15 protein-coding genes are annotated in these 19,150 nt (G+C 44.5%); 9 read left to right on the top strand and 6 right to left on the bottom strand.

The window, feature by feature from the left end:
* Window positions 1-176: 176 nt before the first annotated feature.
* Window positions 177-3,053 carry a translation initiation factor IF-2 gene (gene infB, locus ABDV94_RS10705; protein ID WP_343747168.1) on the top strand — a complete coding sequence of 959 codons (2,877 nt, stop codon included), beginning with the start codon at window positions 177-179 and terminating at the stop codon, window positions 3,051-3,053.
* An 85-nt stretch (window positions 3,054-3,138) separates the two neighbouring features.
* On the opposite strand, the gene ABDV94_RS10700 is transcribed toward infB, so the two are convergent.
* Window positions 3,139-3,600: a DUF4395 domain-containing protein gene (locus ABDV94_RS10700; RefSeq protein WP_343747167.1), complete on the bottom strand. Its 462-nt coding sequence runs from the start codon at window positions 3,598-3,600 to the stop codon at window positions 3,139-3,141.
* Window positions 3,600-4,238 (bottom strand): peroxiredoxin, encoded by a 639-nt coding sequence (locus ABDV94_RS10695; protein WP_343747288.1) that lies wholly within the window; start codon window positions 4,236-4,238, stop codon window positions 3,600-3,602. Before ABDV94_RS10695 ends, ABDV94_RS10700 begins: the two co-directional genes overlap by 1 nt.
* Window positions 4,239-4,370: 132 nt before the next feature.
* Here ABDV94_RS10695 and ABDV94_RS10690 point away from each other — a divergent pair, with 132 nt between their 5' ends.
* The 6 genes from ABDV94_RS10690 (at window position 4,371) to ABDV94_RS10665 (ending at window position 11,714) form a co-directional block, all read left to right on the top strand.
* On the top strand, window positions 4,371-5,621 hold the full coding sequence (locus ABDV94_RS10690; RefSeq protein WP_343747166.1) for an LETM1-related biofilm-associated protein: 1,251 nt from the start codon (window positions 4,371-4,373) through the stop codon (window positions 5,619-5,621).
* Window positions 5,618-6,766 carry an acyltransferase gene (locus tag ABDV94_RS10685; RefSeq protein WP_343747165.1) on the top strand — a complete coding sequence of 383 codons (1,149 nt, stop codon included), beginning with the start codon at window positions 5,618-5,620 and terminating at the stop codon, window positions 6,764-6,766. Before ABDV94_RS10690 ends, ABDV94_RS10685 begins: the two co-directional genes overlap by 4 nt.
* A 220-nt stretch (window positions 6,767-6,986) precedes the next feature.
* A complete protein-coding gene (locus ABDV94_RS10680; RefSeq protein WP_343747164.1) occupies window positions 6,987-7,565 on the top strand; it encodes a Crp/Fnr family transcriptional regulator in 579 nt (192 codons plus the stop codon).
* Between the two features lie 600 nt (window positions 7,566-8,165).
* A complete protein-coding gene (locus ABDV94_RS10675; protein WP_343747163.1) occupies window positions 8,166-9,557 on the top strand; it encodes a TolC family protein in 1,392 nt (463 codons plus the stop codon).
* Window positions 9,558-9,564: 7 nt separating this feature from the next.
* A complete protein-coding gene (locus tag ABDV94_RS10670) occupies window positions 9,565-10,524 on the top strand; it encodes a biotin/lipoyl-binding protein (RefSeq protein WP_343747162.1) in 960 nt (319 codons plus the stop codon).
* A 5-nt stretch (window positions 10,525-10,529) separates the two neighbouring features.
* Window positions 10,530-11,714 carry an ABC transporter permease gene (locus ABDV94_RS10665; protein WP_343747161.1) on the top strand — a complete coding sequence of 395 codons (1,185 nt, stop codon included), beginning with the start codon at window positions 10,530-10,532 and terminating at the stop codon, window positions 11,712-11,714.
* A gap of 300 nt (window positions 11,715-12,014) precedes the next feature.
* Here the strand turns inward: ABDV94_RS10665 and ABDV94_RS10660 are convergent, their stop codons facing one another.
* From ABDV94_RS10660 to ABDV94_RS10645, 4 genes are all read right to left on the bottom strand, one after another.
* Window positions 12,015-12,956 (bottom strand): endo alpha-1,4 polygalactosaminidase, encoded by a 942-nt coding sequence (locus ABDV94_RS10660; protein ID WP_343747160.1) that lies wholly within the window; start codon window positions 12,954-12,956, stop codon window positions 12,015-12,017.
* On the bottom strand, window positions 12,953-14,086 hold the full coding sequence (locus tag ABDV94_RS10655; protein ID WP_343747159.1) for a glycosyltransferase family 1 protein: 1,134 nt from the start codon (window positions 14,084-14,086) through the stop codon (window positions 12,953-12,955). Before ABDV94_RS10655 ends, ABDV94_RS10660 begins: the two co-directional genes overlap by 4 nt.
* A 96-nt stretch (window positions 14,087-14,182) precedes the next feature.
* Window positions 14,183-14,998 (bottom strand): hypothetical protein, encoded by an 816-nt coding sequence (locus ABDV94_RS10650; protein ID WP_343747158.1) that lies wholly within the window; start codon window positions 14,996-14,998, stop codon window positions 14,183-14,185.
* A gap of 187 nt (window positions 14,999-15,185) precedes the next feature.
* Window positions 15,186-16,055, bottom strand: coding sequence for a hypothetical protein (locus ABDV94_RS10645; RefSeq protein WP_343747157.1), 870 nt, complete (start codon window positions 16,053-16,055; stop codon window positions 15,186-15,188).
* A gap of 891 nt (window positions 16,056-16,946) precedes the next feature.
* Here ABDV94_RS10645 and ABDV94_RS10640 point away from each other — a divergent pair.
* Window positions 16,947-17,675 (top strand): FkbM family methyltransferase, encoded by a 729-nt coding sequence (locus ABDV94_RS10640; RefSeq protein ID WP_343747156.1) that lies wholly within the window; start codon window positions 16,947-16,949, stop codon window positions 17,673-17,675.
* Window positions 17,676-17,684: 9 nt separating this feature from the next.
* Window positions 17,685-19,133, top strand: a complete 1,449-nt coding sequence (locus ABDV94_RS10635) for an oligosaccharide flippase family protein (protein WP_343747155.1) — start codon at window positions 17,685-17,687, stop codon at window positions 19,131-19,133.
* Window positions 19,134-19,150 lie beyond the last annotated feature (17 nt).

Here is a 19,150-nt window from a genome sequence, read left to right as displayed (position 1 = left end):
GTGTTGGAAAACAGCACTTCTTTTGAATAAAAAAAAGACTGGTGATTTCGGTCAGGAGAAAAATACCTGACCGATTTTCACTTAAATCTGCCCAACACTAACTATCTTTACACAGCAAAAAGTTCCGTCCATCCATCATGGAGACGAAACACTAATTAAAAAGAAGCAAATAATATATGTCTGGTAAAACACAGCGTTTAGGAAAAGCAGCAGGAGAGTTAAATGTAGGAATCTCTACGATTGTCGATTTTTTGGCATCGAAGGGGCAAACTATTGACTCCAATCCAAATACGAAGTTGGATCCGGAGCAGTATGACATGTTGCGAACTCAATTTGCCGCAGATCAGAATTTAAAGGAGCAATCCAAAATGTCGGCGGTTAAAAGAGAGAAACGCGAGACTATTACTTTGCGCGATATCAAAGACGAACCGAAAGCTCATGACGACGAGGACGACTTTGATAACAGCGTACTGGAACAAGTAAAAGCTACCCCTGTTGTTACTCCGAAAGTGGAAACTCCAAAGGCCGAAGAGAAAAAAGAAATTCCGGTGCCAGTGGAGCCTGTTGTTGAAAAACCAGCTGAAGAACCTGTTAAAGCGGAGGAAAAACCGGCAGCTTCAACCGGAAATGAAAGCGGAGGAATTCAGGTGATCGGGAAAATTGACCTGGATAAACTGAATACCAAAACCCGCCCCGACAAACGCAAGAAGGAGGATGGGCCGATTGACAAGAGCGATTACCCGAAAGCTCCGGTAGTAGAAACTCCGCAACCACCGAAAGAGGAGCCAAAAACAGAACAACCGAAGGCGCCTGCAGATGAGGCACCGAAAGAAATAGAAACAATCCGCGTTGAAAGACAGCGTTTATCCGGACCTACGGTCTTGGGTAAAATCGAATTGCCGGTAGAGAAACCAAAATCAGTGGGATCTTCACGTCCGGGAGACGACCGCAAGAAACGCAAACGCATTAAGAAAGTTGACGTAGCTAAAACTCCTGGAACCAACCCGCAGGGTGGTCAGGGAGGACCAGGCGGAAATCGTCCTGGCGGACAAGGAGGCCAGGGTGGAAACCGTCCTGGTGGAAACTTCAACCGTCCGGGAGGAAATAACTTCCGAAAAGGAGGTCCGACGTTCGATAAACCACAGGTTTCAGAACAGGATATCCAAAAAGAAATTAAAGAAACACTGGCTCGCTTATCTTCCCAGGGAGGTAAATCCAAAGCATCTAAAAACCGTCGTGCAAAACGGGATGACCGCGCACAACGCCGTGAATTAGAGCAAATGGAGGCAGAGTTGCAGGAAAAAATCTTGAAACTGACGGAATTCGTAACCGTATCGGAATTGGCGGCGATGATGAGTGTTTCCCCGACTCAGGTCATTTCGGCTTGTATGTCATTGGGAATCTTCGCTTCCATCAACCAGCGTTTGGATGCGGAAACCATCCAGATCGTTGCGGAAGAATTCGGATTCGAAACAGAATTCGTTTCAGCAGACGTACAGGATGCCATTCCGGAAGTAGAAGATAAAGAAGAAGATTTGGTTGACAGACCGCCGATCATTACGGTAATGGGTCACGTTGACCACGGTAAAACATCCTTGCTGGATAAAATCCGTAACGCAAACATTGCAGCGGGTGAGGCAGGAGGAATTACCCAGCACATCGGATCTTACTCCGTGACGCTGAAAGATGGTCGTAAAATGACGTTCCTCGATACTCCGGGTCACGAAGCCTTTACGGCGATGCGTGCCCGTGGTGCTCAGATTACCGACGTTGCGATTATCATTGTAGCGGCAGACGACGATGTAATGCCACAAACAAAAGAAGCAATCTCCCACGCTCAGGCAGCAGGAGTTCCGATGGTGTTTGCAATCAACAAGATTGACAAACCGGGAGCAAATCCGGATAAAATCCGCGAGCAGCTCTCAGCGATGAACATCCTGGTAGAAGAGTGGGGTGGAAAATACCAGTGTCAGGAAATCTCTGCGAAGCAGAATTTGAATATTGACGCGTTGTTGGATAAAGTATTACTGGAAGCAGAGATTTTAAACCTGCGTGCAAATCCGAACAAGAATGCAGTGGGTACGGTCGTAGAATCCTCTTTGGACAAAGGAAAAGGATACGTGACAAACATGCTGGTTCAGGCAGGAACAATGCGTGTCGGAGATGTGATCCTGGTAGGAAGAAACTACGGACGCGTACGTGCAATGCACGATGAAAAAGGAGTGGCTTTGAAAGAAGCAGGACCGTCTCAGCCGGTTTCCGTTTTGGGAATCAACGGCGCGCCTTCTGCAGGTGATTCATTCCACGTAATGGATGATGAGCGCGAAGCAAAATCCATCGCATCGAAACGTGAGCAGTTGTACCGTGAGCAAGGATTGCGTACGACGAAACACATTACGCTGGATGAGATCGGACGTCGTTTGGCGATCGGAGACTTCAAGGAATTGAACCTGATCGTAAAAGGAGACGTGGATGGATCTATCGAAGCCTTGTCCGATTCCTTACTTAGACTTTCTACAGAAGAAATCCAGGTGAATATCGTTCACAAAGGAGTTGGTGCGATTACAGAAGCAGATGTGAACCTTGCTTCTGCATCGGATGCAATCATCGTCGGCTTCCAGGTTCGTCCTTCCGTTTCGGCACGCAAGCTGGCAGAACAAGAGCAGATCGATATCCGTTTGTACTCTGTCATCTACAAAGCGATCGAGGAATTGAAAGCGGCGATGGAAGGAATGTTATCTCCGGATATCGAAGAGAAAGTAATCGGAACGGCGGAAATCCGCGAAACATTCGATATTACGAAGGTGGGTACGATTGCCGGATGTTACGTACTGGACGGAGTGATCAAACGTACGTCGAAAATCCGTGTGATCCGCGACGGAATCGTGATCCATACCGGAGTACTCGGGTCATTGAAACGTTTCAAAGACGATGTAAGAGAAGTGAAAAACAACTACGAATGTGGTTTGAACATTGATAAATTCAACGATATCAAAATCGGTGACCTTGTTGAAGCTTACGAAGAAGTGGAAGTTGCAAGAAAGTTGAGCTAATCAGCTAATAAAAAAAGAAAAAAACAGAAAGGGACGCGATACATCGCGTCCCTTTCTGTTTTGTGCTACTTTGCAAAAAGAATGTTTACAAAGAAACCTTAATAAATCCCCACGAACTTAATTTCTGGTATAGGATGCATCCGACGCAAATACCAAATCCTGCTTCTAAACTGGCAAAGAGAAGCAGGATTCCTCCAACGATGCTTGCCGAAACGAAAAACTGGAAAAGCAGCAAAGCGGTGAAGATGGTAATGACGAAGAACCCTATTGTTGCAGCAAATCGTTTTGGGGCTTCATTCGTAGCTTTATATCCTAACTGGAAATGTGTTACTGTTTTTTGAGCAGCATAACGCAGGGGAGACCATTGTCCCATGCCGAAAGCCCGCAATCCGAAATCAATGAGTAAGAGTCCGGAGATCAACGGGTTCTGGAAGTACAGGGCAGCTAATCCCACGAAAACAACCTGCATGGCAATCATGCGGACCACGATCTCGTTGACCTGTTTGTCATTGACCGGACAGTTTGCACCTATTACTTCTTCTTTCATCAGATATTGGGTTGCGGTGTTAAACGTAAATAAGGTTTTACTTCTGTGAATCCTTTCGGAAATTTACCCGGAATGTCTTCGGTTTTGATTGAGTTCACAACAACTACATCTTCTCCGTGTTTCCAGTCTGCCGGCGTAGCCACGCTGTAGTTTGCCGTTAATTGAAGCGAATCCAGTACACGCAGGATTTCCTGGAAGTTGCGTCCTGTAGAAGCCGGATAGGTAATGATCAGTTTCACGGTTTTGTCCGGTGCAATGATGAATAATGAACGTACAGTCAGTGTAGCAGAAGCATTCGGATGAATCATATCATACAATTCCGCCACCGTGCGGTCTTCATCCGCGATAATCGGGAAATTGACCTGGGTGTCCTGCGTTTCATTGATGTCTTTGATCCATTCGTGGTGAGAATCTACGCCGTCAACCGAAAGTGCCAATACCTTGGTGTTTCGTGCAATGAACTCATTGGTCAAACGGGCAGTTGTCCCGAGTTCGGTTGTGCAAACGGGAGTAAAATCTGCCGGATGTGAAAACAAAATTCCCCAGGAATCTCCCAGGAAGTGGTGAAAGTCGATTTCCCCGATACTCGTTTTCGCTGTAAAGTTTGGTGCTGTATCGCCGAGTCTTAATGCCATAATATCTATTTTTAGAATTAGTAAACTATATAATCTATCGAATAAGTAGACAAATATAAACAGAAATCCCGGAATCTGCTTTTTTTGAATGAAAATTTTCATGTGACCGATGTTAAATATGTGTAACTTTGTTTCATGATTGCTCCGGGATCAAAAGGATGGATTGCCAAGTATTTACAGCTGATTGAGTCAGGTGAACTGTCCGTTGAACTGCAAAAACCGGAGGATCTCACGCGGGCTGAGTTCAATCATTACACGCTTTCGCAGACCGGAATTATCTTCGGTTACCCATCCAAACTGCTCTTTGCAAAGGATTGGGATGTCTCCAAATGGACGCATGACGAACAGCTGACTGTGCTCTTGTTCGAATCGTTGTTATTTACGCATTACAACATCCTGGGAAAGGCTAAATTGAAGCCGGATGAATTCCTGGACGATCTGAATGTTTTCTATAAAAAACACCGGGTTCAATCCCTGACTTCCGTTTTGACCTTCTTCTTGAAAGAAAGTGCTTCGGAGCGGGTAGAACGCATTCTCGAAAAACGGGTAGATGTTCCCAAGAACCTCACGAGCACGAAATCCTGGATGAGTTACTTCAACAATTCGTTCATCTACCTGGACGTGATTTTGTTTGAGGATTTCCTCAAGAATAAAAAGCAGCAGACCCTGGATTACCAGAAACTGGCTTTGCTGGCGCTCGGAATCATCTCGATTGCGGCCTATTCGGATGGGGTAATCCAGGATTATGAAAAAAACCTCTTCAATACCTTTTTGCTTTCCGCCGACCTGGATTCGGATGAAAAAGAACTGGCAAAGTTGCGTTTCCGTGAAGGAATCAGCCTGAATGAACTGAAGTCCGATATGGTAGATTCCTGGAATTTCAAGCGCTATTTACTCGATCTTTCCGTACTGACCATGCACATGAACCAGAATTCACCGGAATCCGGACAGGAAACACTGGTGGTGCTGAAACGATGGATGAATTGTTCGGAACGAGACCTCGATGAAGCGATTTACTGTACGGATCAGTTCTTACTGGAAAATAACCAGAAAGTGTCCTACCTGAGTGATTCGAATTCGATGGAACAGATGCTCGACAGTGTTTCCAGACGCTGGATCAAAATCCTGGGGAGAAACAAGGACAAACTGGCACAGGAGATCAAGCAAAGCAAGGAATTGGTTTTTTTGATCCGTAAATCGGCAACGGAAGAACTCAGCAAAGAGGAAAAGGAAAAGGTGAAAACACAGTTTATGGACATCGTGAAATCAATGCCGGCACTGGCTATTTTCCTGCTTCCCGGCGGCGCTTTGCTCTTACCGATTGTTTTGAAGATCATCCCGAACCTGGTTCCTTCTGCCTTCAAAGATAACGAACTGGAAGAATGAGAGACTACAAAGCAATTTCTCATTTCAAGGGACTCAATACGCTGCGGTTTATAGCGGCTTTTCTCGTAGTGATTCATCACGCCGAATCTTTGAGAAAAGATCATGAATTGAAGCATTTAAAAGACTTCGGACTCTTTGAAAACGGGCAGCACGCCGTGAGTTTCTTCTTTGTTCTGAGTGGTTTCCTGATTACGTATTTGTTGTTGAAAGAGCGGGAGAAAAGGAATGATATTTCCGTGAAACAATTCTATTTGAAGCGCGTTTTCCGGATTTGGCCGTTGTATTTTTTAATGGTCATTATCGGGGCAATTATTCAGCCGTTCTTCATTGAATGGTTCCATATTCCGTATAAAATGCCGTATACGATCGGGGAAACCTGGTATTATTTTCTTTTTTTCGTTCCGGGAATGGTCAATTTCTTTTTCGGAAGCAACCTGTTGGAACCGCTTTGGTCGATCGGGGTGGAAGAGATTTTCTACCTGATTTGGGCGCCGTTGTTTAAGTGGTTGAAAAAACACGTGCTCAAACTACTGCTCGGAGTGATTGCCTTTAAACTCATCCTGATCGGGATCAATTCGTATATGTACCTGCATCCGGTGCTCAGCTATCTGATCCGGATTCACCAGTTCGAAGCAATGGCGATCGGCGGGTTGGGAGCGTATGGGGTGTTCCATTACGGGAGCCGGATCAACAATCTGCTGATTTACCGCATTCCCTTCCAGGTGTTTTTCTATGGGTTGATCCTGGTTTTTATCCTGTTTGGAGCCAATATCGAATGGAATATCTGGACGTTCCTGTTTGATCATCCGATGGTAGCGCCATTGATTCAAAACGGATTGTTCCTGTACCTGATTATCGGTGTTTCTGTCGTGGATCGTAATCTGTTTACGCTCGAGAACCGCTTTTTCTCTTACCTGGGAGAGATTTCCTACGGAATCTACATGTTCCACTTGTTGATCTTATCGCAGGTAATCGAATTACTGAAAGGGGTTGTTTCGGGGTCGGGAATTTTCTGGGAAAGCGTTTTCTATTACGGCGTTTCCATTCCGCTGATTATCGTGGTCTGCATGCTTTCGAAACACACGTTGGAAGCGTATTTTGAGAAGCGGAAGCAGCGGGTTTTGCAGGGGATGAAAGAGGGCTGAGTTGGAGCTTCGGGAGCCAATCTCCATTCGGGTAAAAAGACGGATAGACATCCCGCAGTGGCGGGACAAGTTGTGTCTATTTGCCCAGTGGTAGCAAGGGATTCCGAATTTTTCTTCTTCCAATGGATTGCTTCTTGAGTTCGAGCTCCTTGTGGGAGCGGTGGAACGCAATTCTTTTGTGCTTTAGGGTAAATGCCTATCTTTAGTTCAAAATTTTACTTTGGATTCGAAACTACGTATGTTCCTGCAAGAATTTCAGCTCTCGGAAGAGGAACAGGAATTGGTGTGCCGTTTGGCAGTGGAAAAAGAATACAAAGCCCACGAAATCATTTTTCATGCCGACCGGGTTTTTGATCACTTCCTGTTTATCGAAGAAGGAATGATGCGTGCTTACCGGATCATTGATGGGAATGATTTCACCTATTCGTTCTTTCTTCCCGGAGAAATCGGGGTGGATTTCCAAAGTTACCTGCAGGGCATTCAGAGCAATCACTATTTCGAAACGCTTGTACCGACACGTATTTTCCGCTTTGAAAAAGAAAAGATTGAGGCCTTGTTCAACGAACATCCACGGATTGAACGCATTGCCCGCGAAATGGCTGAAAAAGCTTACATCAAAGCGGTGGAACGTCTGAAAGAATTCCAGGCAGAAAGCCTTGAAACACGCTATCTGCGCCTGATCCGCAACCAGGAAGAACTGTTCAAAGCTGCGCCCTTGCAACACATCGCATCGTACCTCGGTGTAAAACCCCAAAGCCTGAGCCGTATCCGCGCAAAAATTGTCAACAAATTCTATTAGTGGAAAGAGCACATCTGGCTTAAAATCAGTGAATTTTCAGATTGTTGTTTCTTACAAATAAAGTAACTCTAAGGTCTTGTGCAAGGCGATCGTTAGAGGGAATTATGTATTTAGAATAGGTAGTACCAAAATATATCCAGAGGCTTAATAATTTTAGTACCTACTAGTAAACACTCTTTTATCTTTTCCGAAAATGCACTGATTGTTTGTGGCGTCCGCCTCGACGTATCGCCACTTAAGCGAGACCAGCCTGTCCCGACTCTTCGGGAGTAGGCGAGCAATTAATCTGTGCATTTGCGGAAAATGACCACTTAAATTAGTGCAGGATTTTTCAAAATGAAACGATCTCAAAGGTTACCTGTAACTATTCTTGAAACAACGTTTAAGATAAAAAGCGCTCATCCGGGGCATTGATTCGCGAATTTTACTTAACTTATCCTTCACCACGATTACACTATTCACTATGATTGAACAAGAACAATCATCCGCTATTGTCGCGCCTGTCCGCAATGAAATCTGTGTTCCGGATGCATTACTTCACATAGGTGAATTTTTACCCGGTTTTGCCCCCATAACTTTGCTTCATCAAATTCACAGAATATGAAACAGAATAGTTGGAAAGCGGCGCTGATTGCGATACAGGTACTGATCTTGCCCCAGGCCTTTTCCCAGACAGCCCCTTCATTAAAAGAAATTCTCGACAGTGCTCTGGTAGTTGACCACTCGCTTCAAAACAGCGAATTGAACGTAGAACTGTCGAAAATTGACCAGGAAAAAATCAAAGACGCCTACATGCCGAAAGTAGAAATCGATGCGCAGGGTGGTTATTTGTATTCCGCATTTAACCTCACTTCACCGGCATTTGCGCTTCCCAGCCTGGGATTGTCGCTACCGGAACACACAAACAATTACCAGCTGAGTTCCTGGGTTGTTACAACCAATGCCAAAGCATCTGTTTTGCTTTATGGCGGTGGAGCGGTTTCGAATCTCAAAAAAGCAAACCAGGCTAAGATCGAAGCTCAAACTGTGTTACTGGAAAAAGACAAACAGGAAATCATGAGTCAGACGCTTACGGCTTACGACCAGCTGGGAATGCTGAAAGAAGTGAAAAAAGTCCTGGATGCTGCAGAAAAACGACTGCTGGAAAACAAATTGACCGCAGAAAAAGCATTTTCATACGGCATCATTACTGCTTACGAGCTGAAGAAAATAGAACTGGCTCAGTCGCAGCTTCAGGCAAAACAGCGCGAATACGAAGGTAAAAGACGATTGGTATTGCTGCAACTGCATGTGATCACACACATCGAAATGAACCGCCTGGAACAGTTGGACGTGAACCTGGAAACGTTGGTGACGGAAAAACAGGAATCTGCGGCAAACAAACCGGAATTGCAGGCTTTGAGTCATTCCATTGAAGCATACCAATACAAATTGAAAGCGGCGAAAACCTGGTGGGTTCCGAAAATCGGTGCTTCAGCTTCCCTCGGATATGCAGGTTTGCTGAACGGACGTATTCAAACTAAAGATCCGTTGATGCTGACCGGGCAGCCACTCGATTACCGTTTCAACGACCTGAACATCTTTCCGTTGGTCAATGCAGGGATTGGTTTGAAATGGAATGTTTTTGACGGAAGAGAAGGCATTTCATCCGTGAAGAAAGCGAAAATCGACCTGAGAATTGCGGAGAACAACCAGCGGGATGCGCAGGAAAAACTGGATCTGAATCTTCAGAAAACACAAATCGAAGTGCAGATTTCGGAAGACCAGCTGGCGGAGAAAGCAAAAGCGATGGAAATTGCCGGCAACGCGATGAAACAAGCCAGCGAAGAATTCAAAGTCGGGCTGATCAAATCAACCCAGTTGATAGAAGCGGAAAACGACCTGCAACAGGCTGAAATGGAATATGCACAGGCGGTTTTCAACCAGCGCAGAGCTTCCGTGAATTATTTGAAAGCAGGAGGAAATTTGACAATAGAAAAAATCGGAAAATAAGAAGAACATGAAAACACAACTCAATATAGCAATTTTAGTTTCCCTGATCGTTGGATTGACGGGATGTGGAGAAACTGCCAGCCGTCCGGTTGAAGGAAAAATCAAACGAAAAATTATTTCTTTCACACCAAAAGTAACCGGACGCATCCTGAAAATCTACGTCGAAGAAGGAGATGTCGTACAACCCGGAGATACGCTGGCGATGCTGGATGTTCCGGAAGTGGACGCCAAACTGAAACAGGTTTCCGGAGTCGTGAAAGCGGCAACGGCACAGAACACGATGGCGAATAACGGTGCAACCGCCAATCAGCGCAAACAGCTGAAAGCAAAATATGCGGCTGCGAACGAGCAATTCCAGTTTGCTGAAAAATCCTACAACCGTGCAAAAGCCATGTTCGATGACGGGTTGATGGCTCCGCAGAACTACGACGAAGTGTTTGCAAAATACCAGGCTGCAAAGGCGCAACTGGATGCCGTGACTGCCGAACTGAACGAAGTGGAAAAAGGAGTGCGTTTTGAAACGAAAGAAGCTACCTTCGGACAAAAAGAACAAGCGCTCGGAGCATTGGAGGAAGTGGAAATTGCTTACTCCGAAAAATACATCATCGCAACCAATACGATGCAGATCGAAACGATCACACTCAACGAAGGTGAATTGGCAACGGCAGGATATGCCTTGTTTAACGGCTACATTCCGTCATCTACCTATTTCCGCGTAACCATTCCGGAAAGTGAAATTGGAAACTACGAAATCGGGCAGGAAGTGACCTTAACAGTTCCGTATAAGAAAGAAACGGTGAAAGGAAAAATCCGCACGATCAAACAGTTGAGCCGTTATGCAGACATTACCGCTGCTTACCCGGACTACCAGCTGGAAGATGCGATTTATGAACTGAAAATCCTTCCGGATACCGGAAACAAACTGGATAATTTGTTGGTCAACGCGACCGTAATCCTTGAAAAATAAGACGTATGAAAACAGAACGTAACTGGTTCGGATTGCTGAAAAGGGAATTCGGACGCTTCCTTCGAAACAAGACTCTGTTGTCTGTTTTCTTTCTCGCCCCGATCATTTATGCCGTTTTGCTGGCGTTTGTATACCAGGAAGGAAAAGTGACGGAAATCCCAATCATTGTGGTCGACAAGGACAACACACCACTGAGTGCGCAGGTCATTGAAATGTTGCAGGACAATGAAGGAATCCAGGTGGAGAAACAGGTTTTTGAACTGGAAGACATCAAAAAAGAAATGATTCGCAGTTCGGCAGCTGCCGTGATTGTGATCCCGGATCGCTTCGAAGCAGATATTTTGCAGGCGCGCTACCCGGAAATTCAAATCTTTTGTAATACGGCCAATATCCTGACAGCCAATTTTGCCAGTAAATCCATCCAGCAGTCGTTGGGGACTTTTGCGGTGGGAACAGAAGTGAAAGCCCTGCAAAAACGAGGCATGTCCTATTCCCAGGCAATGGCGAAATACGAACCGTTCAAACAGAATTACCAGAAAGTATTCAATGAAACGGGAAACTACTTCACGTTCATGTGGCCGGCGATGCTGGCGGTTGTCTTGCAACAAGTCATTTTGCTGGCCATGGCGGTGAGTTTTTCCACGGAATTTGAAGAGAACACATTCCACTCCGAATTGATGTCCGGACGCCGCTTCGCTACCGGTGCGATCCTGATTAAAAACATCCCGATCTGGTTGTTTTCAGTCGCAAATATCGGTTTGTTCTACCTGTTTCATTTGATCTTCAAAGCTCCGGTTCCACACCAGGTACTGAATTTTGTGATCATCACCGGTTTTTTTGTTGTGGCGGTTTCTTTGCTGGGAACTGTGGTGAGTATGCTGATCCCGAATGCGCTCAAAGCAACACAAATCCTAATGATCATTGCTTCTCCGAGCTTCATCATGGGTGGGTATACCTGGCCGATGGAAGCCATGCCGGCTGGAATCCAGTGGTTTGCGTCCATTATTCCGCTGACACCTTTTCTGAATGCTTTCAAAACCTTATTGATTGAAGGCGGAGAACTGGCGGATTGTACACAATCCCTGTCAACAATGGGAATTCAGATTGTCGTTTATGGTGTGTTGAGCATCCTGCTGGTTCGCTGGAAAATGCGTAAATCCAGACCACTTGAAATACGAGAGGAGAAATAGGATGCAAGTCACCACGAAGTACACAAAGAGCACGAGGTCGTATTTTGGTATGAACGAATCCTGATGTGACCTATGTGGTAATTAAATGCTATCTATTTCCAGGCAACATAAACAACACGCTGCACCGGGTAAAAAAACACATAGACCACAGAGCCTACTGTGTTTATAAAACTTTACACAACATCCCTTAGAACGGTTCTATTGTGTACTATGTTCCTGTGTGGTTTATTTTTTTACTGAAGAAGAACCTGCAAATAATAAACCGTTGCGTTCTTTTTCAATCAGGTTCAAGCAATTCCCTTAGTTCTTATGATACAGAAAATAAAACCCCTCAATGTTGTCCAGGTAAGCGCCGTCGAAGCCGATATTCAGCAGTTTTTGGGTATACGAATCTGAGTTTCCGTAGATGATTTCTTTCCATTCCTTGTTCCAGAATTTCACCCAGATTTCGTCTTTGTAGCCGTCGTATTTTTTCTTCAGCCAAAGCGGATGGTGGACTCCCCAGGTTTTTTTCCAGTAATAGCGGTACTTTTCAGCAGATCCGATGTTCATATAGGAAATCACCAGGCGTTGGGCTCCGTTTGCTTTCGTTTTCAGGCTTCCCACATCGGTGATTGTCAGTAATTCATCCCCGAAAAAGGCATCGATGATCACTACGTCGAAATTGGTTTGTTGAATGGCTGCCAGGAAACTGGCTTTATCCGCATAATTTTCGGTACTGATCAGGTACAGGTAATTCTGAGCTTGCGCCAGTGTTTGGATGTTGTTCGCATTCTCGTGATAAACCGTTTGAGGGATGTATTTGTAATCGTAATTCGCATTGTAGCGTGGAAAAGCGATGAATTGCTCCGCATCGGCTGCTTGTAGTGCGTTTGGATAATCGGAATCATTTGCGAGGTAGTCTGCGACCATTATTTTGAGTCCGGGACTTACTTTTCTGAGCATGTTCAGGCGGTAATCATCCGGAGTGTACGAACCGTCGTTGTAGAATAATTCTTCTACTCCGAAACCATCAATTGCGGCTACCAAATCCGAATTTACACTACCATCCGGGTCGATATCCTGGAACAAGACTTCTTCGCCGTTCTGGGGAATAAGGATGAAATTTGGATCCTGTTCCCGGGCAAATTTGCTGATTGCGATGATGAAATCCTGCATTTTCGCGCCGGCCTTCATGGTTTTTTTCTCTTTGCATGCGTTCAAAGCAAGCATTCCGAAAACAAAAAGAAGTATTTTTTTCATAAGCTGCCGATTCCTGTAACTTCTGAAATAACGTTCCAGGTTGCTTCGGCAGTATGATCCCATGAAAATAAAGTGGATCGCCGGATGCCTTTGGATGCTAATTCTTCGTGCTTTTGTTCGTCGGAAGCGAGGTAGATCATGGCTTTGGAAACTTCGTCGGTGTTGAAAGGATCTACATAAATGGCCGCATCTCCTGCCACTTCGGGCAAACAAGTGAGATTTCCTGAAATAATCGGAACACCGCAGCGCATGGCTTCCACGAGCGGAATACCGAAACCTTCAAAATAAGGAATGTAGGCAAGTGCAAAAGCCGCGCCCATGAGTTTATTGAGAATTTCAAACGGAACGTGACCGGAAAACAGGATGCGTTTTTTCAATACTTCTGAAACATCCGGAATGGAAGATGCTTTGTTGGACCACAAACTTTCGCCGACGATCAGCAGGTCAATATCGGGATTTACAGCCGCAAATTTCCCGAAAGCTTCAATCAGCCGGCCTACATTTTTCCTCGGATGAATAGCCCCTACGAAAATGAAATAAGGTCGTCCGTTACTCTGCTCTGCCCGCACTGCTTCAATTTCTTTCGCGCTTAAAGGAACGAAGGACTCGGAAGCACCGTTCCATGCCGTGGTAATTTTCGAAGGAGAAATGCCGTAAGACCGAACGATGTCCTGTTTCGAATAATCGGAAACGGTGAGAATGTGTGCTGCTTTTTTCGCAAATTTCGGGAAGAATCTGCGTAAATAACGCAATGGAGTTTTGGGAATATCTTCCGGGTGATGTTCAAAATTGAGGTCGTGAATCACCCCGATTTGCGGTACGGGAGATTTTAAAGACAAGTACCCGTCGGGAGAATAAAACACATCGATCTGATACTTTTTCAAGGCACGCCGGATAGAATATTCAAACCAGCAGATAAACAAAAGCGGGTGTCGTGCCGGGGGAAATAAAACCACCGGGGTTACATTCTTTCCGAAGACAAATTTTTCGTCAAAAGGCCGGTCGAAAAAGAACACAAATTCGTGCTCCGGATGAGCTTCTACCATCCGTTTTACCACTTCATACGTATACCATCCGAACCCTTCCATTTTGGAAGAAAGCAAAAAGCGGGTGTTTACTCCAATGCGCATCGGTTCGAAGGTACAAACTATCTGTTAAATCCGGATTAACGGATCAAAAAATGACGAAGCCGAAGCTCCGCCATTTTTAACGGGTTCACAGGTTTATTATCCTGCAACGTAGAAAGTCGCATTCGCCGTAGCGATATTATCAGGCGTTAATGTAGCATATCCGGTCCCACTGGTGATTGATCCGTAATCCGTATACGGTGTCGGCATTTCCGGGCTGCTGTAGTTAATTCTCGGACGGTAGTAAACGGTCGTGCTGTTATAGACAAAACTTCCGAAGCCGTTTGTCCCCGGAGAAGTTGGAGCAGTAAATGTTCTGACTTCCAGGTTGTCGTGATACACCAGTGTTCTGTGGTAGAAACCGGTGCTTGCGCTGTTCAGGTACCAGGTTGCTCCGGTCTTAAAAGTACTGTAAAGATTCACTGCTGCGAAGCTTCCGGATGACACGGAAAAGTTAATACAATTCGCCATTGAATTGAACAGAACCAGAGCTTTGCTGTCTGATTTTTTTGCAAAAGCTAAGGCATAGATTTTTCCTTTCTGAAGATTGAAATGATAATTGCTCCAGTCAAAGTGAAATGCAACGCCGGATTTTGAATCGCTTTCGGCTACCGGATTCGGTTTTGCGTCCTGCGACGGATCAGCTTCCTGGAATGCAATGTTGGTTTGTTCCAGTTTGGCTACATATTCCTTCAAATAGGCTTCATCGTTTGATGAAACGGTCAGATTCAGGAATCCTTCTTCCGGACGTTCTCCATAGATTTTTGCCACGGAAGAGTACGTGAGTGCGGCCTGTTCTTTCGGCTCGCTGTTCGATTGTTTGGTAGTGATTTCTTCTTTCTTGCATGCTGACAAGAAGATGAGGGAGATTGCAAGGGAAGCAACTCCACCTTTCCAGGCGATTTGATTTTTCATTCAGATGATTGTTTAATTGATTTATGTAAAAAATGCGAAAAAAGATCCGGTTTTCCAATGTTTCAGCGTGTTTTTCTATCGAATCCGGTCACTTTTTTATTGAATTTTTGATTCAATTATTTCAGGAGGAAAACAAAACAGGACTCACCGCGGTGAGTCCTTTCCTGTAATTAAATTACAATGGATTTTATCCTGCAATGTAAAGTGTCAGATTTGCCGGTGTTGACGAGCTGTCATAATTTGAAATACCAAACGCTGCAGTCACCGCAGTTACATCAATATAACCTGCTGGCATCTCGGGACTCACGTAATTTGTTCTTGGTCTGTAGTAAGAAACAATTCCGTTGATTGTGAAATATTGAAAGCCTGTATAAGTTGGAGTCGTATTGTTGGATGCATTTTGGAAAATACGCAACTCCAGGTTATCCTGGTAACTCATGATTTGGTTATAGAAATAACTTTGGGTGTTGTTAAAATACCATTTACAGTTGTTGCTGTTGTAATAGCGGAATTCTGCCGCTTCCCAGTATCGGTAAGTACTGTAAACGTTTACCGCAGCGTAACCCCAGCTGGATGTAAAGCCCGATACATTGCTGTATGCGGTATAATATACCAGTGATTTGCTTTGATCTGCGGAGGCAATCTGAACCTGGTACATTTTTCCTTTTTCCCGGTCGAATGAGAAGTGATCCCAATTGAAATCCAATGTGACAGATGAAGTTGATTCTTCTTCCAGAAGAGGTTTGACATCTTTTTCATCTTGCTCAGTGGAACTCACTTCTGTCATCACGATTTTGGTTTGTTCCAGTTTGGCAACATACTTTTTTAGATACGCTTCATCATCGGAGGAAACTTTTACTGACAAGAACCCGTTTTCAGCTTTTTCTCCCGGAATTTCTGCAACAGCAGAGAATTTGTAGTTGGGCATAGTTGCTGTTTGACTTCCGGAGTGGCTGGTAGCTTTGGTGGTGATTTCGTCTTTTTTACAAGCAGATAAAGAAATCAGGGTCAAAGCCGCAATAGCCAGACCTTTCAGTGAATAGATGTGTTTTTTCATAAAATGATTTAAATTGTTAAAGTGTAAATATACGAAAAAGAACTGATTTTGACTAAAAAATAGTCAAAAATTGTTTAATAATTATTGTGTTCAGATTATCAGCAACTTAGAAGTTTTCTATAACGAACGAGGAGTTTTGGTGTTGTTGAACCAGCACATAGCTCAATGAATTGTCAAATGCGTTGTGTTTATTTGCGGAATCAGAGGGATTTGCGGAGAAATTTTTCTTCAAACCATCCGGATGGCATCAAAACAAAAAAGGACTCACCGAAGTGAGCCCTTTTCCCCTTGGCAAGGTTTGTAGTGGTTCGGTTAGGCAGGATCCGAATGAGCTGCTATCTGGCGATATAGATTGTTAGGTTGGTAAACATTCCGGGATCCAGGATGGAAAGGTTAGGCATGGACACAGAAACAGGAGCATCAAGGGATTGTTGACGGTTTCTGTGAAGTCCGTAAGGAGCTTTCTATCTTTTAATTAGGGCGCTAATTCATTAGGTGGTTGTTTGGAATTGCTACCCTGCAAAGATACGAAAAATAAATTCATTTTGATTAATAAATAATCATTTTTTGATTAAAAAATATGCTTTCCCTGTCATTTCAAGGTGTTGTGAGATGGGAAATTTCTCTGAGAGATTCTAAAAATGGTAGCTTCTCCACCGGAAAGGCACGAAACCATCCGTATTCTCGTCACAAACAAGCGCATTTTGACGGATTTTCAGGCTGGAAATACCTAAAAAGTAGCTTGTTTCGGGCTTTAAACCATGTTTTGTCGTTTGAAAATCAGTGTCTTATTGGCTGGAGGAGTTCGGATTTCAAGAGTAAGCCAAAATATCTGAAATAATCGAATGCCTTCTTTCCAACTTTTCCTAACTTCGTGCCATCTTAGTGAAAATGAAGAATAGCGTAAAATACATTTTGCAGAAAATAATGGGTTTGAACACCTATTTGTATGTGTTTGCGCTGTATAAAATCAGAACGTTGCGCTCCGACAGAAAGGAGAATGACTTTTTCACCTTCCTTTCCTTGCTGAAGGATGGAAAAGGAGACGTACTGGATATCGGGGCAAACCTCGGAATTATGACCGTCCATCTGGCCAACCGGTTACCGAACACAACCATTCATGCTTTTGAACCCATGCCGACCAATGTGAGCGTTCTGAAGCGGATTATCGCAAAATTCAAACTGAAAAAGACTAAAATCCACGAAATCGCGTTAGGAGATGAATCCGGAACGGCAAAAATGGTCTTGCCGCTGAACGGACATACCGTCATGCAGGGACTCAGTCATATCAAACACGAAACAATCACCGAATGGAACGACGGCCGCGAGGTGGACGTGAAACTCGATAAACTCGATAATATTCTCAATGGTCAGCCGATCCAGGCAATCAAAATCGATATTGAAAACTTCGAATACTTTGCTCTGAAAGGCGCAAACCGCATTTTAACCTCCAACAAACCGATTATTTACGCTGAATTGTGGAATAACGAAAACAGATCCAATTGCTTTGAGTACCTGAAATCGTTTAATTATTCCGTTTACGTCGGAGAAAATAACCGGATTGTTCCGTTTGATTCCTCTAAACACGACACGCAGAACTTTATCTTCATCGCAGAATAACCCCGGCTAATGCAAAAACTGTTTTTAAGAGGATTAGGCATTACGCTATTGTTGAACCTGTTGGTGAAGCCTGCTACGATTTTCCTGGTCGATATTAAAATGCAGAATGAACTTGGATTGGATTCCTACGGAATTTTCCAAACCATGCTGAATTTTACCTTCCTCTTTTCCATGTTATTGGATATGGGGATCACGAATTTCATGACGCGGATGATCGCACAGCACCCGCACATGATTCATAAATACAGTAACCGCCTGTTCACATTCCGCTTGATTTTGGTCTTCATTTACGTGATCTGGACTGTTTCACTGTTCTTTATCCTGCGCTTTCCCATCGCGTGGCTGTGGGTGCTCGGAGCTTTGATTATGCACCAGGTCAGTATTATTACAGTGAATTATGTCCGCGCCTATACCGGTGGTTTGCTCAAATTCGGACTGGATGCCGTGCTCTCCGTGGTGGAACGAAGTGTGTACTTTGTTTTCGGGGGAATTTTGATGTATACCACGCTGGTCGAACCGATTTCATTGAAATGGTTTGTATTCGCCTTTGTGAGTTCTTCCGGGATGTCGCTGGTGGTGGCTACGTTTATTTACCTGCGCATCGTTGCCTGGCCGAAAATTCACTGGGATCCGGATTTTTTTAAAGCGATTTTCAGACAATCCTATCCGTATGCTATTTTGGTGATCATCATGATGCTTACGTCCCGTTTGGATGCCGTATTCCTTGAAAAACTGCACCCGGAAGGAACGGTCCAGGTTTCGTACTATACTCAAAGTTTCCGTTTGCTGGATGCCTGCTGGATGTTTGCGGTGCTCTTCGGGAGTATTTTGCTGCCGGTTTTTTCGCGCCTGTTGAAAGACAATGGTTCCACTACCGGAATCATGACCAGTGCTTTGAATATTCTTTTCTCCGGCGGTGTGTTGATGATTACACTCACAATCGGGATCAAGGAATTTATCTTCAGTAACCTGTATGAAGATGCCAACTGGTTTTCATACAACGCCTGGATTTTCCATTCCATTACGTTCATCCCGATGTGTTTCACAGTCGTATTCGGAACGCTTTTAACGGCAAACGGATCTTTGCGCACGCTGAACCAGATTGCTTTGCTCTCGCTGATCACGATGTGTGTACTGAATGTGATCCTGATTCCGTTTTTCGGGGCGGTTGGAGCGGCTATTGCCTCACTGGTGGCGCAATCTACCCTCGGAGTGTTGCAATACCTGGTTGTTCGTTACCGTATGAAACACCGCCTGGCGCCTAATACCTGGCTGAAATTGATGGTGATGACCGCATTGATGGTCGGGTTGATGTTCCTGGAAATCCGTTTCCACTGGAACGAGTTGTACTACATTCTCGGAATCGGGCTGTTGTGGGTGGTTTTGGTATTCGGACTGAAGATCATCGACGTGGTTCAGGTTCTGAAAATGCTGGATAATAAAAGCAAAGAGGGGTAGGAAGCGGTATTTTACCT

This window comes from Fluviicola sp., from assembly GCF_039596355.1.
GTDB lineage: Bacteria > Bacteroidota > Bacteroidia > Flavobacteriales_D > Crocinitomicaceae > Fluviicola.
Note: the sequence above shows the minus strand (reverse complement) of the source record. Positions and strands in the feature narration are given on the sequence as shown.

What these genes read in the sequence shown, in the direction of transcription:
- infB (WP_343747168.1), top strand. Translation starts at nt 177, where the DNA reads ATGTCTGGTAAAACACAGCGTTTAGGAAAAGCAGCAGGAGAGTTAAAT.
- ABDV94_RS10700 (WP_343747167.1), bottom strand. Translation starts at nt 3,600, where the DNA reads ATGAAAGAAGAAGTAATAGGTGCAAACTGTCCGGTCAATGACAAACAG.
- ABDV94_RS10690 (WP_343747166.1), top strand. Translation starts at nt 4,371, where the DNA reads ATGATTGCTCCGGGATCAAAAGGATGGATTGCCAAGTATTTACAGCTG.
- ABDV94_RS10685 (WP_343747165.1), top strand. Translation starts at nt 5,618, where the DNA reads ATGAGAGACTACAAAGCAATTTCTCATTTCAAGGGACTCAATACGCTG.
- ABDV94_RS10675 (WP_343747163.1), top strand. Translation starts at nt 8,166, where the DNA reads ATGAAACAGAATAGTTGGAAAGCGGCGCTGATTGCGATACAGGTACTG.
- ABDV94_RS10670 (WP_343747162.1), top strand. Translation starts at nt 9,565, where the DNA reads ATGAAAACACAACTCAATATAGCAATTTTAGTTTCCCTGATCGTTGGA.
- ABDV94_RS10665 (WP_343747161.1), top strand. Translation starts at nt 10,530, where the DNA reads ATGAAAACAGAACGTAACTGGTTCGGATTGCTGAAAAGGGAATTCGGA.
- ABDV94_RS10660 (WP_343747160.1), bottom strand. Translation starts at nt 12,956, where the DNA reads ATGAAAAAAATACTTCTTTTTGTTTTCGGAATGCTTGCTTTGAACGCA.
- ABDV94_RS10655 (WP_343747159.1), bottom strand. Translation starts at nt 14,086, where the DNA reads ATGCGCATTGGAGTAAACACCCGCTTTTTGCTTTCTTCCAAAATGGAA.
- ABDV94_RS10650 (WP_343747158.1), bottom strand. Translation starts at nt 14,998, where the DNA reads ATGAAAAATCAAATCGCCTGGAAAGGTGGAGTTGCTTCCCTTGCAATC.
- ABDV94_RS10645 (WP_343747157.1), bottom strand. Translation starts at nt 16,055, where the DNA reads ATGAAAAAACACATCTATTCACTGAAAGGTCTGGCTATTGCGGCTTTG.
- ABDV94_RS10640 (WP_343747156.1), top strand. Translation starts at nt 16,947, where the DNA reads ATGAAGAATAGCGTAAAATACATTTTGCAGAAAATAATGGGTTTGAAC.
- ABDV94_RS10635 (WP_343747155.1), top strand. Translation starts at nt 17,685, where the DNA reads ATGCAAAAACTGTTTTTAAGAGGATTAGGCATTACGCTATTGTTGAAC.